This is a genomic window from Vandammella animalimorsus, assembly GCF_002285265.1.
In the GTDB taxonomy this organism is placed as follows: Bacteria; Pseudomonadota; Gammaproteobacteria; order Burkholderiales; family Burkholderiaceae_C; genus Lampropedia.
The window spans coordinates 30,141-50,527 of the sequence record NZ_NSJB01000012.1; the positions used below are offsets into that span (position 1 = coordinate 30,141).

The following is a 20,387-nucleotide window of genomic DNA, read 5'->3' on the forward strand; positions in this document are numbered from 1 at the left end:
GCGCCCCATGGCCGAGCCGCTCAACCACCCTGCCAGCGCCCCCATCGCCGAGCCCATCGACGAGCGCATCCTGGCCGAAGCCGCCGCCTGGCTGGCCCAGCTGCAAGACGGCCCCCTGCCCCCCGCCGAACAAGCCCGCCTGGCCGCCTGGCGCCAGCAAAGCCCGCAGCACCAGCGCGCCTGGCAGCGCGCCGAGCGCCTGCTGGACCAACTCAACGCCCTGCCCGCCCCGCTGGCCGGCCCCGCCCTGCACGCCAGCGCGCAAGCCAGCCGCCGCGCCAGCCTGGCCCGCATTGCCAATGTGGCCAAGGGCACGGCCCTGGCGCTGCTGATCGCCCCCGGCGCCTGGCTGCTGTGGCAGCGCCAGCCCTGGCAGCAGTGGCGCCACTGGATGGACGCCGACTACGCCGCCCTGCCCGGCCAGAACCTGGACTTGCAACTGGACGACGGCAGCCAGCTCAGCCTGCACGCCGGCAGCCAGCTCGACGTGCGCTACAGCCGCCGCCAGCGCCTGCTGCACCTGCGCCAAGGCGAGCTGTACGTGCACACCGCCGCCGACAGCGCCCAGCCGCCGCGCCCCTTCATCGTCAGCACCGCGCACGGGCGCATGCAGGCCCTGGGCACGCGCTTTGCCGTGCGGCGACTCGATGGCCGCGATGGCCGCAACAACGGCAGTGATGGCGGCAATGATGGCGGCAGCACCCTGCTCGCCGTTTACGAAGGCGCGGTGCGCATCGAACCGGCCAAGGCCCCGAGCGCCGCGCACCAAACCCTGCGCGCCGGCCAGCAGGCCCGCTTCACGCGCGATGCCATCGCCCCCGCCAGCGCCGCCCGCGAGGCCGACACCGCCTGGCGCCGGGGCCTGCTCATCGCCGACGCCATGCCCCTGCCCGACTGGGCCGCCGCCCTGGCCCGCCACAGTGGCCGCGCCATCCGCGTGCTGCCCGCCGCCCAGGCGCTGCGCATCTCCGGCACCTTCCCTTTGAACGACCCCGACCGCGCCCTGCGCATGCTCGCCGCCACCTTGCGCCTGCGCATCCGCCAGCGGGGCCAGGGCGAAGGCGCGGTGGTGGAGATTGGCTGAGCGCCACCCCATCCACTTCACGAATCTCGCCCCGCGCCTGGCTTGCCGCCCTGCCGCAAAAGCCGTTACTTTCCCGGCAACCCACGACACCATCAATCCTCAGCAGATTGCCCATGACCATCACTACCTTGTCCAGCCAAGCGCTGCGCCAAAACATCGCGCGCGCCAAGCAGGCCACCCAGCGCGGTCCTGTGCTCATCACCGACCGTGGCCGGACCGCGCACGTGCTGCTCAGCTTCGAGGACTACCAGCGCCTGACCCGGCAACAGCGCAGCATTGCCGATGCGCTGGCCATGCCCGGAGTGGAGGGCATCGCCTTCGAGCCTCCGCGCCTGCACCTGGGCGCAGAGCCCGCTGATCTTTCATGACGTTCTTGCAGTACACCTGCTTCCTTTCCGGGCTGCGCACAGCGCAGAGCGGCAAGTCCCACCGAAGCCTGTTCACGCCCCCAGGGCAAGCCTGCCAAGTGCGATATCAGGCGTACTACGCAAGCCCACCCGCTCAACCCGTGGGCGCCAGCGCCATAGGCGCAGCGCCCGGCAAACCGCCGTTTGATTTCGGCCCGCGCCTGCCTGCCAGCCCTGCGGGCCTGCCTTCAAAAAAAAAATTTCACCCCGCCCGTATCCCTTTTTCGCGCTCGTGCGGCATAGGGGATAGCCAGGCGTGTGGCCGCCCCGGCCCTGCATGTGCCCCATGTGCATGCAGGTGCGGGGGCGGCAGGGCGCGCCAGGCCACAGCCCGATTGACCCTCCCCCTGCCGCCACGAAAGGAGCGCCCTCATGGCCCGCCGCGCCATTTCCATCGCCGTCCCCACCGCCATCCCCGTCACCCTTGCCACCGGCCGCCCCCGCCGCCTCACGCCAGCCGCCATACAGACACGGGCGCGGCCGCATGGCCTGCGCCCCAGCGCGCTGGCATTGGCCGCATTCGCCACCGCCAGCCTGGCCGCTGGCGGCGCGCTGCTGCCCGCCCGCAGCGCCCAGGCCCAAACCGCCGCCACCGCCACCCAGGCCACTGCCCCGGCCACGCGCCACTACCACCTGCCCGCCGGGCCGCTGGGCGCCTCGCTGGCGGCCTTTGCCGGGCAGGCCGGGCTGCTGCTGTCCTTCGACCCGGCGCTGACCCAGGGCCGCCAAGCCCCCGCCCTGCAAGGCCAGCACAGCCCGCAAAGCGGCCTGGCCGCGCTGCTGGCCGGCAGCGGCCTGCAAGCCGTGCAGCAGGCCGACGGCAGCTTCACGCTGCGCCGCGCCCCGGCCCCCGCGCGCGCCGCGGATGCCAGCGTGCAAACCCTGCCCGCCGTCACCGTGCAAGCCGCGCCCGAAACCGCCACCGGCCCCGTGCCGGGCTACGCCGCGCGCCGCAGCGCCACGGCCACCAAGACCGATACGCCGCTGTTGGAGACGCCGCAGTCCATCAGCGTGGTGGGCGCCGAGGAAATCGAAGACCGCGGCGCCAGCAACTTGATGGAAATCGGCCGTTATACGGCCGGCGTGCAGGTAGAGTCGTATGGCAATGGCGCGCATTACAACTGGATCAGCCTGCGCGGTTTCAATGCCAACGCTTCCACCTACGTCAACGGCCTGCGCGCGCCTTCGTCGGGCTATGTCTCGCGGCTGACGAACCCGTTCGAGGTAGAGCGCTTCGAGGCGCTGCGCGGCCCCAGCTCGGCGCTGTATGGCCTGGGCGATGCGGGCGGCGTCATCAACGTCATCACCAAGCAGGCCGGGCCAGAAGCTGAGCGGCAGGTGCAGGCCGAGCTGGGCAGCCACCGCAAGGCGCTGGGCGTGGACGTGGGCGGCGCGCTGGATGCGCAGCGCAGCCTGCACTGGCGCGTGGTGGCCGCGGCCAACCACAACCGGCATTTCTTCGCCATTCCCGGCCATGGTCGCCAGACTTACCGTAGCCATGTGCTGGCCCCTTCATTGAGCTGGACGCCCAATGCCGACACCACGCTGACGCTGCATGGCCGCTGGTTCCGCAAGCAGGGGGCGGATCAGGAAACGCAGTTTCTGGGCGCCGACCGCCAGTCGTCCAGCGGCTGGAGCAACAGCAACCCGAGCTTCAGCTTCGGCAATACCCGGCAAGGCGAATGGGGCTACCAGTTCAGCCACCGCCTGCACGCTGGCTGGTCGATCCAGCAGCGCTTCGTGAGCGGCAGCCACCGTTTTCATGGCGGCTGGCTGTATGGCGAAGGCCCGGCCGACCCGCAAACGGGCGAGCTGGCGCAAACCGCCTATGAAAACGACAACCGCATGCGCCACACCGCGCTGGACACGCAGCTGCAAGGCCAGTGGCACAGCGGCCGCGTGCGCCACACGCTGGCGCTGGGGCTGGATGCGCATGCATCGCGCTTTGCCAGCGTCAACCGCGACGATCCGGCAGAAAGCCTGAACATCTTCCTGCCGCCAGAGGCGCAATACCGCCGCCCCGTGCCGCCGCCCACCACGGTCAATACCGATGAGCAAACGCGCCAGCGCCAGATTGGCCTGTACCTGCAAGACCAGATGCAGCACGGCCCCTGGCGGCTGACGCTGGGCGGGCGCTATGACCGCGTGCACACGCGCCTGGACAACCGGCTGGACGGCTCGCAAACGCGCGAGAAGGATGGTGCCTTCTCCGGCCGCGTGGCGCTGGGCCATGTCTGGCCCAGCGGCTGGGCGCCGTACCTGAGCTACGCCACCTCCTTCCTGCCCGAAAGCGGCGCCGATGCCCACGGCGCGCTGTTCAAGCCCACGCGCGGCCAGCAGTGGGAACTGGGCCTGAAATGGCAGCCCAGCGGGCGCGAGCTGCTGCTCACCGCCGCCGTGTTCGACCTGCGCAAGACCAACGTGCCCACCAATGATCCCGAGCACTACGGCCACCGGCGCCAGACCGGCGAAGTGCGCTCGCGCGGGCTGGAGCTGGAAGCCAAGGGCGCGCTCACCCGCCAGCTCAAGCTCACCGCCCAGCTCACCGTGCAGGACGTGAAGATTGCCCGCAGCGAGGACGGCGACCAGGGCAACCGGGTGGACAACGTGCCGCGCATGCTGGCCTCCGCCTGGCTGGACTACCGCCTTGCCGCCGCACCCGGCCTGAGCGCCGGCCTGGGGGTGCGCCACACCGGCAGCCGCTACGCCTACAGCGACAACCAGATCGCCATGCCCGCCCACACCCTGCTGGACGCCGCGCTGCGCTACGAGCGCGGCCCCTGGCAGGCGGCGCTGAACGTCAGCAACCTGAGCAACAAGCGCTATGCATCGAGCTACGGCTGGGGCTACTACCCCGGCCTGCCGCGCACGGTGACGGCCAGCCTGAAGTACCGCTTCTGACGTGCCGCTTCTGGCTTCTGTTGTGACAACGCAGCCCGGCAGCTGCAACTGCCTGGCCGCCAAGACCTACGTCGCCCATTGCACCTACGGCTGCCTCTACAGCGAGCCGCGCACCGCGACGGCCAGCGTGACCTGGCGCTGGTGAGCGCCCGCCGGGCCTGGCGGCCCGGCTGCGCTTGCACCGCACGCTCGCACCGAGGAAAACCTTGTGCCGCTGCCAGCGCCTGTGCAAGGGTGCTGGCTTGGCCAGAGTGGTGGTGTGGCAGCCGCCACGGCTTGTTTGCCGCCGCAGCTTGCGGCAAACCGCCCCACGCCCAGACAAAAAAGCCGGGCATGGCGCAGGCTCCGCCAATGAAAAACCCCTTGCAGCTTGCGCTGCAAGGGGTTTGGTCTTGGCGGAGCGGACGGGGCTCGAACCCGCGACCCCCGGCGTGACAGGCCGGTATTCTAACCAACTGAACTACCGCTCCTGGTAGCGGAGCGTTCGCCGGCTTTGATGCAACCGGCCAAGTGCTCTGGACTTGGCGACCCTACGGGGATTCGAACCCCGGTACCCACCGTGAAAGGGTGGTGTCCTAGGCCTCTAGACGATAGGGTCGTAGCCTTTGGACTTCAGGCCCTGCGGGCCTGGTGTTTTGGTGGAGGTAAGCGGGATCGAACCGCTGACCTCTTGCATGCCATGCAAGCGCTCTCCCAGCTGAGCTATACCCCCAAATTTTGCTGCCTTGGACTGCCCCAGGGCTTTTGCTGGTCTTCGCTTTTGCTTTCGTCTTGCCAGCCGTTTGTCTTGGGCTTGGCTTTCAAGATTTCGTCATCAGCGAAGCCTCGCATTGTATAGCAATTTTCAGCGCTTTTGCAAAAGTTCGAGAATTTTTTTCTGTCCCATCAATTCGAACACAGCGTCGATGGATGGCGTCTGCGCCACGCCCATGGTCAGCACGCGCGCGGGCATGGCCAGCTGGGGCATTTTCAGGCCCTGTTCCTTGAGCACTTGCTTGAAGGCGGCGCTGATGTGCGCGGCCTGCCACTGCGGCAGTGCGGCCAGGGCCAGGGCCAGGGCGTCGAGCGCCGGGCCGATGGCTGCGGTGACGTGCTGCTCGTAGTCGGCCTGGTTGATGCTGGGCTGCTCGCTGTAGAAGGGCTGGGCCCAGCGGGCCAGGTCTTCGAGGGTTTCGCAGCGGTCCTTGAAGAGCGCGACGATGGCCGGCAGGCGGCCATCGGCCAAGGCGGCGGCCTGGATGCCGCGCGCGGCCAGGCGCGGCGCCAGCAGTTCGGCCAGGGCGGTGTCGCTGGCCATTTTCATGTGCTGGGCATTGACCCAGCGCAGCTTGGCTTCGTCAAAGCGCGCGGCGCTGCTGCCCAGGTGATCCAGATCGAACCACTGCAGGAATTGCTCGCGCGAGAAGATTTCGTCATCACCATGGCTCCAGCCCAGACGCGCCAGGTAGTTGACCATGGCATCGGCCAGATAGCCTTCGTCGCGGTATTGCGTCACGGCCTTGGCGCCGTGGCGCTTGCTCATCTTCTCGCCCTGTTCGTTGAGCACGGTGGGCAGGTGGGCATAGACGGGCGGCTCTTTGCCCAATGCGCGGAAGATGTTGATCTGGCGCGGGGTGTTGTTGACGTGGTCGTCGCCGCGGATGACGTGGGTGATGCCCATGTCGATGTCGTCCACCACCACGCAGAAGTTGTAGGTGGGCGTGCCATCGGGGCGGGCGATGACGAGATCGTCCAGCTCGTCATTGCGGATTTCGATGCGGCCCTTGACCTTGTCGTCCCAGGCGACCACGCCGCCTTGCGGGTTCTTGAAGCGCAGCACGGGCTGCACGCCTTCGGGCACGGGCGGCAGTTGTTTGCCCGGCTCGGGCCGCCAGGTGCCGTCGTAGCGGGGCTTTTGCTTGGCGGCCATCTGGCGCTCGCGCAGGGCATCGAGCTCGGCCACGCTCATGTAGCAGGGGTAGACCAAACCTTGGGCCTGCATCTGCGCCAGCACTTCTTTGTAGCGCTCCATGCGCTGCATTTGATAGAACGGGCCTTCGTCGGGCGTCATGCCCAGCCAGGCCATGCTCTCCAGAATCACATCGACGGCGGCCTGGGTGGAGCGCTCCTGGTCGGTGTCTTCGATGCGCAGGATGAAGTCGCCGCCGTTGGCCTTGGCAAAGGCCCAGGGATACAGCGCGGAGCGGATGTTGCCCAGGTGGATGAAGCCGGTGGGCGAGGGGGCGAAGCGGGTGCGGACTTTGCCGCCAGTGGCTTGGGTGCTCATGGTGCGTGCGGGTGGTGCTGGGTGTGTGGCGGATGGGGGCTCGAATGGGGGCTCAAATAGGGCTCACAAGGCCTGCAGGCCACGCTGCAGATCGCGCTGCAGGTCGTCCGGGTGCTCCAGCCCGACTGAGATGCGCAGCAGCCCCTGGCCAATGCCGGCGGCCTGGCGCTGCGCCTCACTCAGCCGGCCGTGCGAGGTGGTGGCCGGGTGCGAGATGGTGGTCTTGACGTCGCCGAGGTTGGTGGTGCGGCTGAGCAGCTGGCATTGGTCGATGAGGGCAAAGGCATTGGCGCGCAGTTGCTCGGGCGATTGGCCAGGCACTTCAAAGGCCAGCACCGCGCCGCCTGCGCCGCCTTGCTGGCGCATGGCCAGCGCGTGCTGCGGGTGGCTGGCCAGGCCCGGGTAGTAGACCCGCCCGACCTTGGGGTGCTGCTCCAGCCACTGGGCCAACGCCAGCGCATGGCGGCTTTGGGCCTGCATGCGCACGAACAGGGTTTCCATGCTTTTGAGCACGACCCAGGCATTGAAGGGCGAGAGGCTGAAGCCGGCCGTGCGCAGGTAGGGGCCGAGCTTTTGCTCCACCAGCGCATGGCTGCCGCAGACGGCGCCAGCCATCACCCGGCCCTGCCCTTCGAGGAATTTGGTGCCCGAGTGCAGCACGAAATCGGCCCCCAGCGGCGCGGCCTGTTGCAGCGCAGGCGTCAAAAAGGAGTTGTCCACCGCCAGCCAGGCGCCGCTGTTGTGCGCCAGATCGGCCAGAGCCTGGATGTCGCAGACCTCGGTCAGCGGATTGGTGGGCGTCTCCGCAAACAGCAGCCTGGTGCGCCCGGGGCGGATGGCCTGGCGCCATTCGTTCACGTCGGTCTGCGAGACGAAGCTCGTTTCCACGCCAAAGCGCTGCAGCTCACTGCCCAGCAGCCTGATGGTGGAGCCAAACATGGAGCGCGAGGCGACGATGTGGTCGCCGCTTTGCAGCAGGCCATAGGCCAGCGTGGCGATCGCCGCCATGCCGGTGGCCGTGCCCAGCGCGCACTCGGTGCCCTCAAGTGCGGCCAGGCGCTGCTCGAAGCTGGTGACGGTGGGGTTGGCGGTGCGGGTGTAGGTAAAGCCCGGCTGCTCACCGGCAAAGCGCTGCGCCGATGTTGCGGCATCGGGCTGCACGTAGCTGCTGGTGAGGAACAGGGCTTCGGAATGCTCGCCGTACTGGCTGGGCGCCAGGGCCTGGCGCACGGCTAGGCTCTGGCGGTGCAGGCCCTCCGGCAAGGGCGAAGAGGTTTCTGGGTCGGTCACGGGAAATTCCATTGAGTTGCGGGCCCACGGCGCCGCTGCGCCTGGGCAGGCTTGCCGGTGTCGGCAGCGCGCGCCGCGCCTGCCGCGTGCATGGGGCAAGCTGCCATCAGTAATCGGGCTGCCAGTCCACGACGATCTGCCCATCGGTCAGCGAAACGCTGTCCACATAGGCATCGACGAAGGGGATCAGGTGTTCGCGCAGGCGCGGCGCAGGCGCATCGGGAGCATCGGCCGGGGGCTGCTCGCGCACCACCAGCACCGACTGCGGGCCGTTGGAGAGCATCTCAGCCACCGTGCCCAGCACCACGGCCTGCCGGTTGCGCACCTGCAGGCCGAGCAGATCCACCCAGTAGAACTCGCCCTCGGGCAGCGCCGGGAAGGCGCTGCGCGGCAAGGCAATGGTGGCGCCGCGCAGGGCCTGCGCCACATCGCGGTCGTCAACGCCCTGCAGCTGCGCCACCAGCGCATCGCCTTGCGGCTTGAGCTGCAGCACATGCACCTGCAGCGGCGCATCGAAATGGCGCGGGCCCTGGCGGCGCCGCGCATCGGGCGGCGCGATGAACCAGTCGCGCGCCTCGTGCAGAGCATCGGCATCGGCGCTGAACGGCGCGAGCTTGATCCAGCCGCGCACGCCCCAGGCCCCGGTGATGCGCGCCAGGTCGATCAGGGGCGCGGGCGGCGCCTTGGCCATCAGTTGCGCCAAGGCCTGGCGCAACTGCGGCCCCGCAGGCGCGGCCGCCTCGGGCGATGGCGTGGGCCCGGCTGCGGCGCGGGCGCTGGCACGGGGATGGGTGGGCTTGCGGTGCGGCATAAGCGAATGGGCAGGTTCGGGCGGCCTGGGCAGCTTGGACGGCCTGGGGGGCTGGCAGGCCTTGCGGGCGACGCGCCTGGCGCGTGGCGCGTGGCGCATGCGCCAGGCCATAAAAAAACAGGCGCTGCACCACTTGCGTGGCCAGGGCCTGTCGATTGCCAACGGGCAGCGGCCAGGAAACCCGCGCCGCCCGAAAGACCTCGCGCAAAAGGCCCGCCTGGGGCCTCTTGCTCTGTGCATCAAGCAGCCACTTGCTGCTTGGCCGATTGCTTGATCAGGCGCTGCACGGTCTCCGATGCCTGGGCGCCCACGCCTTGCCAGTAGCTCAGGCGGTCATGGCTGAGCTGCAGGCCTTGCTCGGCGCCACGGGCGTTGGGGTTGTAGTAGCCAATGCGCTCGATGAAGCGGCCATCGCGGCGCACGCGCTTGTCGGCCACGACGATGTTGTAAAACGGACGGGCCTTGGAGCCGCCGCGGGAGAGTCTGATTACGACCATTGCGAGAATTTCCTTTGGGCCTGCATGGCTGGCGCGCAAGCAAAACCCGCGCGGCACATGCAAAAAAATCCGCAGCGTTGAGAGACACGCGACATGACCACCCGGCCAGCGACGACGCTGCAAAGCGCGCGATTATAGCAACAGCCAGGCGGCGCAGCGCAACCGGCGCTGGCGCCCGCGGCGCGCGACAGGGCAATGGCACAATCGCCCCCATGAAGCCGACCGCCCGCACCACCGCCCGCTGCGCCCCCAGCCCCGAGCACGACCAGGCCGGCCCGGCGCATGCCCGGCCGCCGCATGGCGAGCGCGCCACGCGCCAGCGCGCGGCCATCCGCGCCGTGCTGCAGCGCGAGGCGCGCCCGCTCTCCCCGCCCGAGGTGCTCAGCGCCGCGCAGCAGCTCGTGCCGGGCCTGGGCATTGCCACGGTGTACCGCAACCTCAAGGCCATGGTCGAGGCCGGCGAGCTCAGCCCCGTGCCGCTGCCGGGCGATCGCCTGTACTACGAGCTGGCCCACCAGGCCGAGCACCACCACCACCACTTCCGCTGCCAGGGCTGTGAAAAGGTGTTCGACGTGCACGGCTGCAACGACACCTTCGCGCGCCTGCTGCCCGAGGGCTTTGTGCTGCAAAGCCACGACATCACGCTCTACGGCCTGTGCCCGGCCTGCAGCGGCAACGGCGACGCGGCCGAGTAATGCCCCGGCGCCCATGCCCCGGCATCTGTATGGCCCAACTGGCATGAGGGCATGACCCGCATCAACCTCGTCGCCCCCGCCGAGCTGTGCGACCAGCACCTGCTGGCCGAGCACCGCGAGCTCACGCGCATCCCCAACGCCGTCGCCAAGGGCAAATACCGCCTGCAGGGCCAGCCCCAGGACTATTGCCTGGGCACGGGCCACGTGCGCTTTTTCTTCGACAAGCTGGCGTTCCTGCAGCGCCGCTACGAGGCGCTGCACGCCGAGTGCCTGGCGCGCGGCTTCAAAGTGCAGCACATCTGGCCGGCCGCACTGCCTGCAGACCCGGCGCTGTGGCAGGACTACACGCCCACCGCCCAGGCCCTGGCGCTGAACCGCGCGCGCATTGCCGAGCGCATGCCGGCCCGCGCGCGCTTTACCGGCGGCGCCCCAAAAGCCTGACTGACCGACCCGCCGTGCAGAGACTTTGCGCAGGCTCTGACACTGCTCTTACACCGCCACGTCTTCCAGCGGCCAGCGCGGCAGCACGTCAAAGCTCCAGACGCGGCTGGGCTCCTGCAGGCCGGCCTGCAATCGCATGGCGGCGGCCAGCGCGATCATGGCGCCGTTGTCGGTGCACAGGTACAGCTCGGGGTAATGCACGCGCACGCCGCGCCGGGCGCAGGCCGCATCCAGCGTGGCGCGCAACAGGCGGTTGGCGCCCACGCCGCCGGCCACCACCAGGCGCTGCAGCCCGGTCTGGCGCAAAGCCAGCAAGGCCTTGCGCACCAGCACGTCAACAATGGCCGCCTGGGTGCTGGCGGCCAGGTCGTGGCGGCGCGCCTGGGCCTGCTCGCCCAGGCGCTGCACCTGGGTGAGCACGGCCGTTTTCAGCCCGGCAAAGGAGAAATCCAGGTTGTCGCCGCGCAGCAGCGGGCGCGGCAGGTCAAAAGCCTGGGCATCGCCCTGCTCGGCCAGCCGCGCCAGCTCCGGCCCGCCCGGATAGGGCAGGCCCAGCAGCTTGGCCGATTTGTCAAAGGCCTCACCCGCGGCGTCGTCGATGGTTTCGCCCAGCAACTGATAGCGCCCCACGCCATCGACGCGCATCAGCTGGGTGTGCCCGCCCGAGACCAGCAGCGCCACGAAGGGAAATTGCGGCGGATCGGCGCTGAGAAAGGGCGAGAGCAAATGCCCCTCCAGATGGTGCACGCCCAGCACCGGCGTGCCCAGCGCCGCGCCCAGCGCGCAGGCCACGCCCGCGCCAACCAGCAGCGCCCCGGCCAGGCCAGGGCCCTTGGTGTAGGCGATGACGTCGAGCTCTTGCAGGCTGCAGCCGGCCTGCTGCAGCACCTGCTGCGTCAGCGGCAGCACGCGGCGGATGTGGTCGCGGCTGGCCAGCTCGGGCACCACGCCGCCATAGAGCCGGTGCATGTCGATCTGGCTGTGCAGCGCATGGGCCAGCAACTGCGGCACAGGCGGGCTGGCCGCGCCGGGCGCTGCCGGCTGCGTCTGCACCAGGGCCACGCCGGTTTCGTCGCAGGAGGACTCGATGCCCAGCACCCGCAAGGGCCGGGTGGCCGCATCCAGGGCCGGCGACAAGGCCTGGGGGGATGGGGGCGCGGCGTTGGGCAAAGGCATGGGCGGATTCATTCAAGTCCCGGCAGGGCCGCTGCGCGGTCGCGGCCGGGCGCGCCATTATCCGGGCAATCGGCCCGCGCCACGCGCCACAGCAGCCCGCACAGCAGCGCCGCCACCAGCAGCAAGGCGGTGGCGCTGGTCATCCAGAAAGCCTGCGGCGCCTGCATGGCCGGCCACGGCCCCAGACCCTGGAAGGCCAGCAGGTAGCCGCCGCTCAGGCCCAGGCCCCACAGCAGCAGCGCGTAGAGAACGAAGGGCAGCACCGTGATGCGGTAGCTGCGCAGCACGAACAGCGCCACTGCCTGCAGCGCATCGCCCAGGTGGTAGGCCGCCACCCACAGCAGCAGCCCTTGCGCGAGCGCGGCGATGGCCGGGTCATTCACGTACAGCGCCGCCACCGGGCCGGCGGCCAGGGCCAGCGCCGCCGCGGCCAGCAGGGCCAGCAGCGCGGCTGCGCCCAGGCCCAGGCCTGCGGCATGGCGGGCCCGAGCTGCGTCGCCCGCGCCGCGCCAGTGGCTCACGCGCATGCTGGTGGCAATGCCCAGCGCCAGCGGCAGCATGTACAGCAGCGCGGCCACATTGCCGGCGATCTGGTGGCTGGCCGAGGCCAGCGTGCCCAGGCGGGCGATGAACAAGGCCATCAGCGTGAACGAGGTGACCTCGACCATCACCGACAGCCCGGCCGGCACGCCCAGGCGCACGAAGGCAGCCAGCTGGCGCCAGTCGGGCCGCTCCAGCCGCTGCCAGATGGCGTAGGGGGCATACAGGCCTTGCGTGCGCAGCAGCCACAGCGCCACGGCCAGCAGGCCGCAGTTGACCAGCAGCGTGGCCCAGGCGCAGCCGACCGCGCCCTGCGGCGCCAGCCCCGCGCCGCCAAACGTCAGCCAGACCGACAGCGCGATCTTGGGCAGCAGCGCCGCCACCTGCAGCAGCGTGACCAGGCGCGGATGACCCAGGCTTTGGTTGAGCGTGCTGTAGAGGCGAAACAGCAGCGCCGGCGGCAGCGCCCAGGCCAGCACGGCCAGATAGCGCTCGGCCTCGGCCTGCAGGGCCGGCGGCACCTGGGCCGCGCGCAGCAGCGGCCCGGGCATCAGCAGCACCACCATGCCCAGCACGATGCAGGCAGCGCACAGATACAGCGCCTGGCGCAGCGAGCGCCCGACCTCGCCATGGCGGCGCGCGCCCTGCAGCTCGGCCCAGATCGGCAGCAGCGCCTGCAGCACGCCCATCAGTCCGACATAGACGCTGATGTAGATGGCCGTGCCCACCGACAGCGCGGCCAGCGCCTGGGCCGAGTGGCGCCCGGCCACCACGGTGTCGGTCACGCCAAAGGCCATCACGGCCAGCTGGCCGACAAAGACGACCCCGGTATGGCGGGCGATGGATTTGAGTTCGGACATGGCAGCTGGGCTGTGCCTGCGCGCGGGCGCCGATGCACCGGCCGCGCGTCAAGCCAATGGAAAAACGCCACCTTCGCGCGCGGCAAGAGTGGCGTTTTTCGGGAGCTTGCCACCGGGCGGGCCGTTGCCGGTGGCGCAATGCGTGGTGCCGAATAGAGGAGTCGAACCCCCGACCTTCTCATTACGAATGAGCTGCTCTACCAACTGAGCTAATTCGGCCCTTGTGAAAGGGCGCGATTATAGCGCCCTTTCACCGCGCTCTCACAGCGGCGCGGCGCGATGGTTTTGCGCGGGCGCTCAAGACTGGCTGGCATCGAGCTCGGCGTAGTAGCGCTCGATGCGCTCAACCTCGTTCTTTGCGCCCATGATGACCGAGACGCGCTCGTGCAGTTGCGTGGGCTGGATGTCCAGGATGCGCTGGCGGCCGTTGCTGGCCGCGCCGCCGGCCTGCTCGATCAACCAGCCCATGGGGTTGGCCTCGTACATCAGGCGCAGCTTGCCGGGCTTGGCCGGCTCGCGCTGATCCCAGGGGTACATGAAGATGCCGCCACGGCTGAGGATGCGGTGGATGTCGGCCACCATGCTGGCGATCCAGCGCATGTTGAAGTTCTTGCCGCGCGGGCCCTCCTCGCCGGCCAGGCACTCGTCGATGTAGCGCCGCACGGCCCCATCCCAGTGGCGCATATTGCTCATGTTGATGGAGAACTCCCGGGTGTCCTCGGGGATCCTGACGTTCTCCTCGATGAGCACGAACGAGCCCTGCTCGCGGTCCAGCGTGAACATGGCCACGCCATCGCCCACGGTCAGCACCAGCGTGGTCTGCGGGCCAAAAACGCAGTAGCCCGCGGCCACCTGCCGCGCGCCCGGCTGCAGGAAGTCGTCCACCGTCACGCCGCGCTGCTCCTGGGGCTTTTCCAGCACGCTGAAGATGGTGCCGATGCTGACGTTGACGTCGATGTTGGACGAGCCATCGAGCGGGTCGAACAGCAGCAGGTACTCGCCCTGCGGATAGCGGTTGGGCACCAGGTAAATGCCCTCCATCTCCTCGCTGGCCATGGCCGCCAGGTGGCCGCCCCATTCGTTGGCCTCGATCAGCACCTCGTTGGCGATGATGTCGAGCTTTTTCTGCACCTCGCCCTGCACGTTCTCGCTGCCGGCGCTGCCCATGGCCTCGCCCAGCGCGCCTTTGTTGACTTCAAAACTGATGCGCTTGCAGGCGCGCGCCACGACCTCCAGCAGCAAGCGCAGCTGGGCCGGGATGCGGCCATCGACGCGCTGCTGCTCGACCAGGTAACGGGAGAGGGAAATTCTCTTGCTCATGAATCAAACCTTGGAAAGATCAAGTTGGCGATGCAGGTGAATCCTGGTTTCGGCGCTGAAGCGCCCAGCCAGATCGGAACGAATATCGCCGGTCACGATGACGTGCCAGCCACAAATGTCTGCCATGGCATCCGGGCAGTGCTTTTGCAAAATTGCCAGTGTGCCCGCTCGCTTGCCTCTCAACTCACTCGGCTTGAATGGATGCACCTCGACGGCCAGGACTTTTCCGGCGCTTGCGCCCGTCTCAATGAAGTAGTCCCAGCGTTGTTGCTTGGGCATCAGCTTGAGCTCAGTCGTACAGGCATCGAAGTCCATGCTTTGCACGCATTTATGGCTGCGATGCTTGCCCTCGAGAACACGCTTCTTGTGCTCGCTTTTGAGAGCTTGTTTTCCTTCTTTGATACAGCAGGAAAACTGCGGATTCTGCGCCAAGCTCTTCATGGCCTGAGCTCCTCGTCGGCCAGCGAGGAGAAATCCAGGTCAAGCTGCACGATGGCTTCGGCCAAGTGCGTGGAATACTTCAGCAGATCGCCCCAGACGGGCTTGTCGGAAGGGCCATAGGTGCGCAAGTCAGAGATGTCGCGCGACACTACCCGGCTTGCTGGCTGCGACCTTTGCTGTTTCTGATACCCCAGATAAAACACCCGCGCACGAGAATCCTTGAGGCGCACCGCAACTGCCTTGGAAGTCAGGTTTGCGCTCAATCCAAACGCCTTGAGGACATCCTGCTCGCTCGCCTTGTCCATTTTTCGCGCCGTATTCAAGCGATTCAGGGCCCAGGCGAAATCGACCATCAAAGGCGAATGGGTAGAGAGAATGACGCGATAGCCTCTGGCCATCAGATGCAATACGGCTACACCCACCGCAAACAAGGCCTTGGGATGCAGGCCCAATTCAGGCTCTTCGAGAATCACTGTATCCACGGCCTGGACTTTGGTGTTTCGTCCGGCTGGCATCAACTCATACAACGCCAGCAGCAAAGGGACGAACTCACGCTGCCCCGCCGTCCAGGCCATATAAGGAATCGCACTGGCCTGACTGACCGAAAGAATCAAGCGGCTTTGCTGCGATACACGGTCGATATTGAGTGCCGCACCGTGAAAGATGGCCTCGGAAAAAAGGCTACGAATACTGGCATGGAGCCGGTTCTTGATAGGGAACAAGGCCTTGTCCGATTGATTGAGCCATTGCAGTATGCGCTCGCTCTGCGCGCGCGCCACATAAGGCGTGCCCGTGCGGTGCTGCTGAAAGGCCAAAGGCCAGCCATCCATCAGCAACAAGGCCCGGTGCGCGGGGATGTAGTAGGTGCGCTCGGCGCGCTGCTCCTTTTGAGCTGCGGCATTGCCCTTGGGCAAGCGAAACAGTGAATCCAACTTGTAAGAGACGCCATCGAGCTCAATGCGGGTATGGTCAAAGTCATACCCGCCTTTGCCAATGCCCTCGCCAAAAAAAAGATCCAAAGGCCTGCTCGGATGCTCACCCGAACGCCAATTGATGCCGTAATGCTCCCAAGTGCGCCGAATGGCAACCCGGTCCGTGAGCAGTTTCAGCCATTGAAGCACCAGGCTTTTGCCGGTGGCCTGCTCCCCCACCAGGATAGTCAGGTCACCCGCTTGCCCGAAGTCGATCTCGGCACTCTCAATCTGTGCGAATTTTTCAATGCGCAGCTTCACCACTCTTCTCCATGGAGGGCCTTGCATTCAGCGCTTTGCCGACGATCTCGCGCACGTCCTTGCTCAGGCCCTGGTGCGCGGCCACTTGCTGCAGCGCCGCCTCGGCGTGGGTGCGGTAGGGCTGGGCCAGCTTGCGCCAGGCGTCCATGGCGCGCGCCAGGCGCGCGGCCACTTGGGCGTTGATGGCGTCCAGCGCCAGCACCTGCTCGGCCCAGAACTGGTAGCCCGCGCCATCGGCGCGGTGAAAGCCCGCCGGGTTGTGGCTGCTGTAGGCAAAGATCAGGCTGCGCGCGCGGTTGGGGTTCTTGAGGTTGAAGTCCGCATGGCGCATCAGCTGGCGCACCGCGGGCAGCACGTCGCCGTCCACGTCAGGGGCCATGGCTTGGAGCTGGAACCATTTGTCCAGCACCAGGGCCTCGTCGCGGAACTGGCGGTGCAGGCGCTGCAGGGCCTGCTGGGCCAGCGGGTGGCGCGCCTGCACCAGCGCCGCCAGCGCGTTGAAGCGGTCGGTCATGTTGCCCGCGTCCTTGACGCGCTGATAGGCCTTGCCGGGCCAGACGGCATCGCCCGTGCGGCCGGCCTGGCGCACCAGCATGGCCAGGGCCTTGCCGGCCAGGGCGCGGCGGCCTGCGCCGTGGGCGTCGGGCCGGTAGGCGCCCGTGTCGTGGTGCTGCTCCCACACGGCTTGCCATTCGGCCTGCAGGGCCTGGGCGAGCTGGTCCTGCAGGGCCTCGCGCACGGCGTGGATGCGCTGCGGATCGACCTGCTCGAGCTGCTCGGCGATGTAGCCCTCCGAGGGCAGCGTGAGCACCAGGTCCTTGAAGGCCGCATCCAGCTGCGCATCGCCCAGCACCTGGCGCATGGCCTGCACGAAGCGCGCCGGCAGGGCGATCTCGGCCTCGGGGTTGTGGATGGCCGCCAGCATGATGCGCTGGGCCCATTGCTGGCTGGCCTCCCAGCGGTTGAAGGGGTCGCTGTCGTGTTGCAGCAAGGTCTCCAGCGCGTCGTCCTCCAGGTTTTGGTGCAGCACCACGGGGGCGCTGAAGCCGCGCAGCAGCGAGGGCACGGGCATCTCGCCCACCTGGGTGAAGACAAAGCTTTGCTGGCGCTCGTGCAGCACCAAGGTGGCCTCCAGCCCCAGCCCTTGCGCGCCTTGTTCGCTCTGCAACTGCAAGGGCAGCGCCGCGCCGCTGCGGCCCAGCAGGCCCAGGCGCACGGGGATGATGAGCGGCTGCTTCTCATCCTGGCCCGGCGTGGGCGGGGTGGTTTGCGTCAGCGTCAGGGTGTAGGTCTGGGCTGCGGCGTCGTACTGGCTCTCGGCGTGCACCTGGGGCGTGCCGGCCTGGCTGTACCAGCGCTTGAACGGCTCCAGATGCACGGCCAGCGGGCTATGCGGGTTGGCATCGGCGATGGCCTGGGCGAAGTCGTCGCAGGTGACGGCCTGGCCGTCGTGGCGCTCGAAGTACAGCGCCATGCCTTTGCGAAAGCCCGCCTCGCCCACCAGGGTGTGCATCATGCGCACCACCTCGGCGCCCTTTTCATAGACGGTCAGGGTGTAGAAGTTGTTGATTTCCTGGTAGCTGTCGGGCCGCACGGGGTGGGCCATGGGGCCGGCGTCCTCGGCAAACTGCATGGTGCGCAGCAGGCGCACGTCCTCGATGCGCTTGACGGCGCGGGCGCTGTCGCTGCCGGCCATGTCCATGGAGAACTCCTGATCGCGAAACACCGTCAGCCCCTCTTTGAGCGAGAGCTGGAACCAATCACGGCAGGTGATGCGGTTGCCCGTCCAGTTGTGGAAGTATTCGTGGCCGATCACGCTTTCCACGTTGGCGAAGTCCTGATCGGTGGCCGTGGCCTGGCTGGCCAGCACGAACTTGGTGTTGAAGATGTTCAGGCCCTTGTTCTCCATCGCGCCCATGTTGAAGTCGCTGGTGGCGACGATCATGAAGCGCTCCAGATCCAGCGGCAGGCCAAAGCGCGCCTCATCCCAGGCGATGCTGGCCATGAGCGAGCGCATGGCGTGCTCGGTCTTTTCCAGGTCGCCCGGGCGCACATACACCTGCAGCAGGTGCTGCTGGCCGTTGCGCGCCGTGATGGCCTGCTCGCGCGCCACCAATTGCCCGGCCACCAGCGCAAACAGGTAGCTGGGCTTCTTGAATGGGTCGTGCCAGCGGGCGAAGTGGCGCCCGTCCCCCAGATCGCCCTGCTCCAGCAGGTTGCCGTTGGACAGCAGCACCGGGTAGGCCGCCTTGTCGGCGCGCAGCGTCACGGTGAAGACGCTCATCACATCGGGCCGATCCAAAAAGTAGGTGATGCGGCGAAAGCCCTCGGCCTCGCACTGCGTGAAGAACGCGCCCTGGCTGACGTACAGGCCCGAGAGCTGGGTGTTCTTCTCGGGCTGGCAGGTGGTGAAGATCTCCAGATCGAAAGGCTCTGGCCCCTCGGGCAGGTTGGAGAGCACCAGCTGATCGCCCTCCATCTTGAAGCTCGCGCCCTGGCCATTGACCAGCACGCGCGCCAGGTTCAGCGCCTGGCCATCGAGCCGCAACGGCTGGGCCGGCACATCCGGGTTGCGGCGCACGCGCATCTTGTTGAGCACGCGGGTCTTGGCCGGGTCCAGATCAAAGCTCAGATCCACCGTGTCGATCCAGAACGCAGGCGGGCGGTAATCCTCGCGCCGCACCACGCTGGCAGCGCTGTGGCGTTGGGCGGCATCGGCAAAAGTGGCGGTATCAGTCATGAAGCAATCTTTGCAAACGGGCGGCATTGGCAGGGCCGGCCAGCGGCCCAAAAAATGCCCGGATTTTGCAGCACACTGGGCCCGCCGCGCAAAACGCGACCGAGCCAGGCGCTGCCCAGCTCGGCCCGGCAGCGCCACACAGAACAACGCAGCCCATGGGCGCCAAGGCCGCATGGGCTGCTTGCAGGGAGCGGGGCCAGACAGTGGACGCGGGCGACGGGCTCAAGGCCTCACTTCTTGCCCTTGCGCACGATCAGGCCCAGGCGCTCGCGGTCGCGGGCAATGCGCGCCTGCTTGCGCTCATTCTCCTTCTCGACCACCTTGCGCTTGGTGTAGCCCGACCAGTCGGCCCAGGCCCACCACAGCGCCGTCAGGCCAAACGGCACGGCAATCCACCACCAAGGCCAATCGGCCACCGGCCCGAAGGCAAAGTACTTCATGGCCAGCAGGATCAAAGAAATGGCAAGCAGGTACATCCAGGCTCCTTGTTCATCGACACGCCCCGGGCTTTCAATCGAAAAAAGCCCAACGCCGCACATTCTGCAACAGATATATCCAAACCACACCCACGGCTGCGCCCCCTGCCAAGGCCCAAGGCGCGATTTGGTGTACAACCAGGCCCTGTCATTTCACCACCAGAGGACGAGTCATGAAAAAACCCATGCTGCTGGCGACGCTGTGCGCGGCCGCCCTGCCTGCGCTGGCGCAGCAGGCCTTGTTTGCCGATGCCATCGCCCCCGCCGCAGGTGGCAGCACGGGCAAGGCGCCCTACCTCTACGTCGGCCAGGCGACCACGGCCAAGGCCCCGCTGGCGCTGAGCAGCCAGCCGGGCAAGGGCACGCCGGTGACGACCGTGCCCGCCCAGGCCCCGCTGACCGTGTTGTTGGCCACGCCCGACAAAGCGCATTACCTGGTCAAGACCAGCCTGGGCCTGACCGGCTGGATTGCCGCCGACGCCCAGCCCGCTGCCGACAGCCGCGACAGCGAGGACTTCAGCCAGCTGAAAAAGCTCAGCCCCATCCCCGAGGGCCTGAAGATCGAAGGCCTGCCGCCCTTTGCCCTGCACTACAACCCGCAGCGCATCCAGCCGCTCACGCCGGCGGCGCAAAGCAATGAGGACAGCTACGTGCTGCTGCAAGGGCAGTTTGCCGCCAACGATCGCAACTACCGGCTCGAATGCGGCCCTGGCCCGAGCGCCGACCCCTACTGCGAGCTGCTCGACGCGGCCGACCTCAAGCAACGCGCCGATGGTCAGCTCGCCGCCGGGCGCATGCTGGGCGGGGAGACCTTTTACTTCCCCGGCAACGGCACGCTCTACAGCAGCACCCACATCAACCGCCACCACCAGACCTTCAGCAAATACCGCCTGAAAGACGATGGCCAGCTGGCCGAAGTCGCGCAGGCTTTTTATTACGTAGGGCTGAAAAGCACGGCACTGGCGCCCATCACCCTCAGCAGCCAGCCCGAAGGGGGCGAGCCCGTGGCCCGCATCGCCAAGGGCGACAAACTCCAGGTGCTGCTGCACGACGCCTTCCGCCCGCGCAAGGAAGACGACTATCGCGACTTCCTGCTCATCCAGGCCAGCGACGGCAGCCTGGGCTGGCTGAGCGTCAACCACCTCGGCGACGAGCCCGCCCCCATCGAGGACTACCGCTTCATGGGCGACTGAGCGCCGCCGGGCAAGGC

The 20,387-nt window shown here is 67.9% G+C and carries 18 protein-coding genes and 4 tRNA genes; 7 read left to right on the top strand and 15 right to left on the bottom strand.

The features are described 5' to 3' along the window. The first annotated feature begins 7 nt into the window (after positions 1 to 7). The 4 genes from CK625_RS11790 (at position 8) to CK625_RS14230 (ending at position 4,537) form a co-directional block, all read left to right on the top strand. Positions 8 to 1,084: a FecR domain-containing protein gene (locus tag CK625_RS11790; protein ID WP_095540526.1), complete on the top strand. Its 1,077-nt coding sequence runs from the start codon at positions 8 to 10 to the stop codon at positions 1,082 to 1,084. 113 nt (positions 1,085 to 1,197) lie between these two features. Next, positions 1,198 to 1,452, top strand: coding sequence for a type II toxin-antitoxin system Phd/YefM family antitoxin (locus tag CK625_RS11795; protein ID WP_095540527.1), 255 nt, complete (start codon positions 1,198 to 1,200; stop codon positions 1,450 to 1,452). 411 nt (positions 1,453 to 1,863) lie between these two features. Then, positions 1,864 to 4,392, top strand: coding sequence for a TonB-dependent siderophore receptor (locus CK625_RS11800; RefSeq protein WP_095540528.1), 2,529 nt, complete (start codon positions 1,864 to 1,866; stop codon positions 4,390 to 4,392). Between the two features lie 22 nt (positions 4,393 to 4,414). Beyond that, positions 4,415 to 4,537, top strand: coding sequence for a hypothetical protein (locus CK625_RS14230; RefSeq protein ID WP_275250574.1), 123 nt, complete (start codon positions 4,415 to 4,417; stop codon positions 4,535 to 4,537). Positions 4,538 to 4,785: 248 nt separating this feature from the next. On the opposite strand, the gene CK625_RS11805 is transcribed toward CK625_RS14230, so the two are convergent. The 7 genes from CK625_RS11805 to rpsP all read right to left on the bottom strand — a co-directional run bounded on the left by CK625_RS11805 (position 4,786) and on the right by rpsP (position 9,256). After that, positions 4,786 to 4,862 (bottom strand) — tRNA-Asp (locus CK625_RS11805). Between the two features lie 52 nt (positions 4,863 to 4,914). Further along, positions 4,915 to 4,990, bottom strand: a tRNA-Glu gene (locus tag CK625_RS11810). A 38-nt stretch (positions 4,991 to 5,028) separates the two neighbouring features. Then, positions 5,029 to 5,104, bottom strand: a tRNA-Ala gene (locus tag CK625_RS11815). Between the two features lie 132 nt (positions 5,105 to 5,236). Next, positions 5,237 to 6,658: a glutamate--tRNA ligase gene (gltX, locus tag CK625_RS11820; protein ID WP_095540529.1), complete on the bottom strand. Its 1,422-nt coding sequence runs from the start codon at positions 6,656 to 6,658 to the stop codon at positions 5,237 to 5,239. A gap of 63 nt (positions 6,659 to 6,721) precedes the next feature. After that, the gene (locus CK625_RS11825; RefSeq protein ID WP_095540530.1) at positions 6,722 to 7,960 is read right to left on the bottom strand and encodes an O-succinylhomoserine sulfhydrylase; all 1,239 of its coding nucleotides are present in this window, start codon (positions 7,958 to 7,960) and stop codon (positions 6,722 to 6,724) included. A gap of 94 nt (positions 7,961 to 8,054) precedes the next feature. Further along, on the bottom strand, positions 8,055 to 8,759 hold the full coding sequence (gene rimM, locus CK625_RS11830; RefSeq protein WP_429001315.1) for a ribosome maturation factor RimM: 705 nt from the start codon (positions 8,757 to 8,759) through the stop codon (positions 8,055 to 8,057). A gap of 239 nt (positions 8,760 to 8,998) precedes the next feature. After that, entirely contained in the window at positions 8,999 to 9,256 is a 258-nt protein-coding gene (gene rpsP, locus CK625_RS11835) for a 30S ribosomal protein S16 (protein WP_095540567.1), read from the bottom strand. Between the two features lie 212 nt (positions 9,257 to 9,468). On the opposite strand from rpsP, the gene CK625_RS11840 reads away from it, so the two are divergent. Together CK625_RS11840 and CK625_RS11845 are read left to right on the top strand one after the other, a co-directional pair. Further along, positions 9,469 to 9,951 (top strand): Fur family transcriptional regulator, encoded by a 483-nt coding sequence (locus tag CK625_RS11840; RefSeq protein WP_095540531.1) that lies wholly within the window; start codon positions 9,469 to 9,471, stop codon positions 9,949 to 9,951. 51 nt (positions 9,952 to 10,002) lie between these two features. Further along, positions 10,003 to 10,392 (top strand): pyrimidine dimer DNA glycosylase/endonuclease V, encoded by a 390-nt coding sequence (locus tag CK625_RS11845; RefSeq protein WP_095540532.1) that lies wholly within the window; start codon positions 10,003 to 10,005, stop codon positions 10,390 to 10,392. A 48-nt stretch (positions 10,393 to 10,440) separates the two neighbouring features. On the opposite strand, the gene tsaD is transcribed toward CK625_RS11845, so the two are convergent. The 8 genes from tsaD to CK625_RS11885 all read right to left on the bottom strand — a co-directional run bounded on the left by tsaD (position 10,441) and on the right by CK625_RS11885 (position 19,177). Continuing rightward, on the bottom strand, positions 10,441 to 11,562 hold the full coding sequence (gene tsaD / locus CK625_RS11850; protein WP_429001316.1) for a tRNA (adenosine(37)-N6)-threonylcarbamoyltransferase complex transferase subunit TsaD: 1,122 nt from the start codon (positions 11,560 to 11,562) through the stop codon (positions 10,441 to 10,443). A 14-nt stretch (positions 11,563 to 11,576) separates the two neighbouring features. Beyond that, positions 11,577 to 12,968: an MATE family efflux transporter gene (locus CK625_RS11855; RefSeq protein WP_095540533.1), complete on the bottom strand. Its 1,392-nt coding sequence runs from the start codon at positions 12,966 to 12,968 to the stop codon at positions 11,577 to 11,579. A gap of 143 nt (positions 12,969 to 13,111) precedes the next feature. Beyond that, positions 13,112 to 13,187: transfer RNA gene (locus CK625_RS11860), tRNA-Thr, on the bottom strand. A gap of 78 nt (positions 13,188 to 13,265) precedes the next feature. Next, a complete protein-coding gene (locus CK625_RS11865) occupies positions 13,266 to 14,288 on the bottom strand; it encodes a class 1 fructose-bisphosphatase (protein ID WP_095540534.1) in 1,023 nt (340 codons plus the stop codon). Between the two features lie 3 nt (positions 14,289 to 14,291). Then, a complete protein-coding gene (locus CK625_RS11870; protein ID WP_095540535.1) occupies positions 14,292 to 14,729 on the bottom strand; it encodes a hypothetical protein in 438 nt (145 codons plus the stop codon). Continuing rightward, positions 14,726 to 15,961 carry an AAA family ATPase gene (locus CK625_RS11875; protein ID WP_172425160.1) on the bottom strand — a complete coding sequence of 412 codons (1,236 nt, stop codon included), beginning with the start codon at positions 15,959 to 15,961 and terminating at the stop codon, positions 14,726 to 14,728. The genes CK625_RS11870 and CK625_RS11875 overlap by 4 nt, the downstream gene beginning before the upstream one ends. Continuing rightward, positions 15,945 to 18,701 (bottom strand): aminopeptidase N, encoded by a 2,757-nt coding sequence (gene pepN / locus CK625_RS11880; RefSeq protein ID WP_095540537.1) that lies wholly within the window; start codon positions 18,699 to 18,701, stop codon positions 15,945 to 15,947. The genes CK625_RS11875 and pepN overlap by 17 nt, the downstream gene beginning before the upstream one ends. 230 nt (positions 18,702 to 18,931) lie before the next feature. Beyond that, positions 18,932 to 19,177 (bottom strand): TIGR04438 family Trp-rich protein, encoded by a 246-nt coding sequence (locus CK625_RS11885; RefSeq protein WP_095540538.1) that lies wholly within the window; start codon positions 19,175 to 19,177, stop codon positions 18,932 to 18,934. 173 nt (positions 19,178 to 19,350) lie between these two features. Between CK625_RS11885 and CK625_RS11890 the strand changes: the two genes are divergently transcribed. After that, entirely contained in the window at positions 19,351 to 20,370 is a 1,020-nt protein-coding gene (locus tag CK625_RS11890; protein WP_095540539.1) for a hypothetical protein, read from the top strand. Positions 20,371 to 20,387: the final 17 nt, after the last annotated feature.

Coding starts and splice junctions, on each gene's coding strand:
- CK625_RS11795 (WP_095540527.1), top strand. CDS start 1,198: ATGACCATCACTACCTTGTCCAGCCAAGCGCTGCGCCAAAACATCGCG.
- CK625_RS11870 (WP_095540535.1), bottom strand. CDS start 14,729: ATGAAGAGCTTGGCGCAGAATCCGCAGTTTTCCTGCTGTATCAAAGAA.
- CK625_RS11800 (WP_095540528.1), top strand. CDS start 1,864: ATGGCCCGCCGCGCCATTTCCATCGCCGTCCCCACCGCCATCCCCGTC.
- CK625_RS11855 (WP_095540533.1), bottom strand. CDS start 12,968: ATGTCCGAACTCAAATCCATCGCCCGCCATACCGGGGTCGTCTTTGTC.
- pepN (WP_095540537.1), bottom strand. CDS start 18,701: ATGACTGATACCGCCACTTTTGCCGATGCCGCCCAACGCCACAGCGCT.
- CK625_RS11865 (WP_095540534.1), bottom strand. CDS start 14,288: ATGAGCAAGAGAATTTCCCTCTCCCGTTACCTGGTCGAGCAGCAGCGC.
- CK625_RS11885 (WP_095540538.1), bottom strand. CDS start 19,177: ATGTACCTGCTTGCCATTTCTTTGATCCTGCTGGCCATGAAGTACTTT.
- CK625_RS11790 (WP_095540526.1), top strand. CDS start 8: ATGGCCGAGCCGCTCAACCACCCTGCCAGCGCCCCCATCGCCGAGCCC.
- CK625_RS11840 (WP_095540531.1), top strand. CDS start 9,469: ATGAAGCCGACCGCCCGCACCACCGCCCGCTGCGCCCCCAGCCCCGAG.
- gltX (WP_095540529.1), bottom strand. CDS start 6,658: ATGAGCACCCAAGCCACTGGCGGCAAAGTCCGCACCCGCTTCGCCCCC.
- CK625_RS11825 (WP_095540530.1), bottom strand. CDS start 7,960: ATGGAATTTCCCGTGACCGACCCAGAAACCTCTTCGCCCTTGCCGGAG.
- CK625_RS11845 (WP_095540532.1), top strand. CDS start 10,003: ATGACCCGCATCAACCTCGTCGCCCCCGCCGAGCTGTGCGACCAGCAC.
- rpsP (WP_095540567.1), bottom strand. CDS start 9,256: ATGGTCGTAATCAGACTCTCCCGCGGCGGCTCCAAGGCCCGTCCGTTT.
- rimM (WP_429001315.1), bottom strand. CDS start 8,759: ATGCCGCACCGCAAGCCCACCCATCCCCGTGCCAGCGCCCGCGCCGCA.
- CK625_RS11890 (WP_095540539.1), top strand. CDS start 19,351: ATGAAAAAACCCATGCTGCTGGCGACGCTGTGCGCGGCCGCCCTGCCT.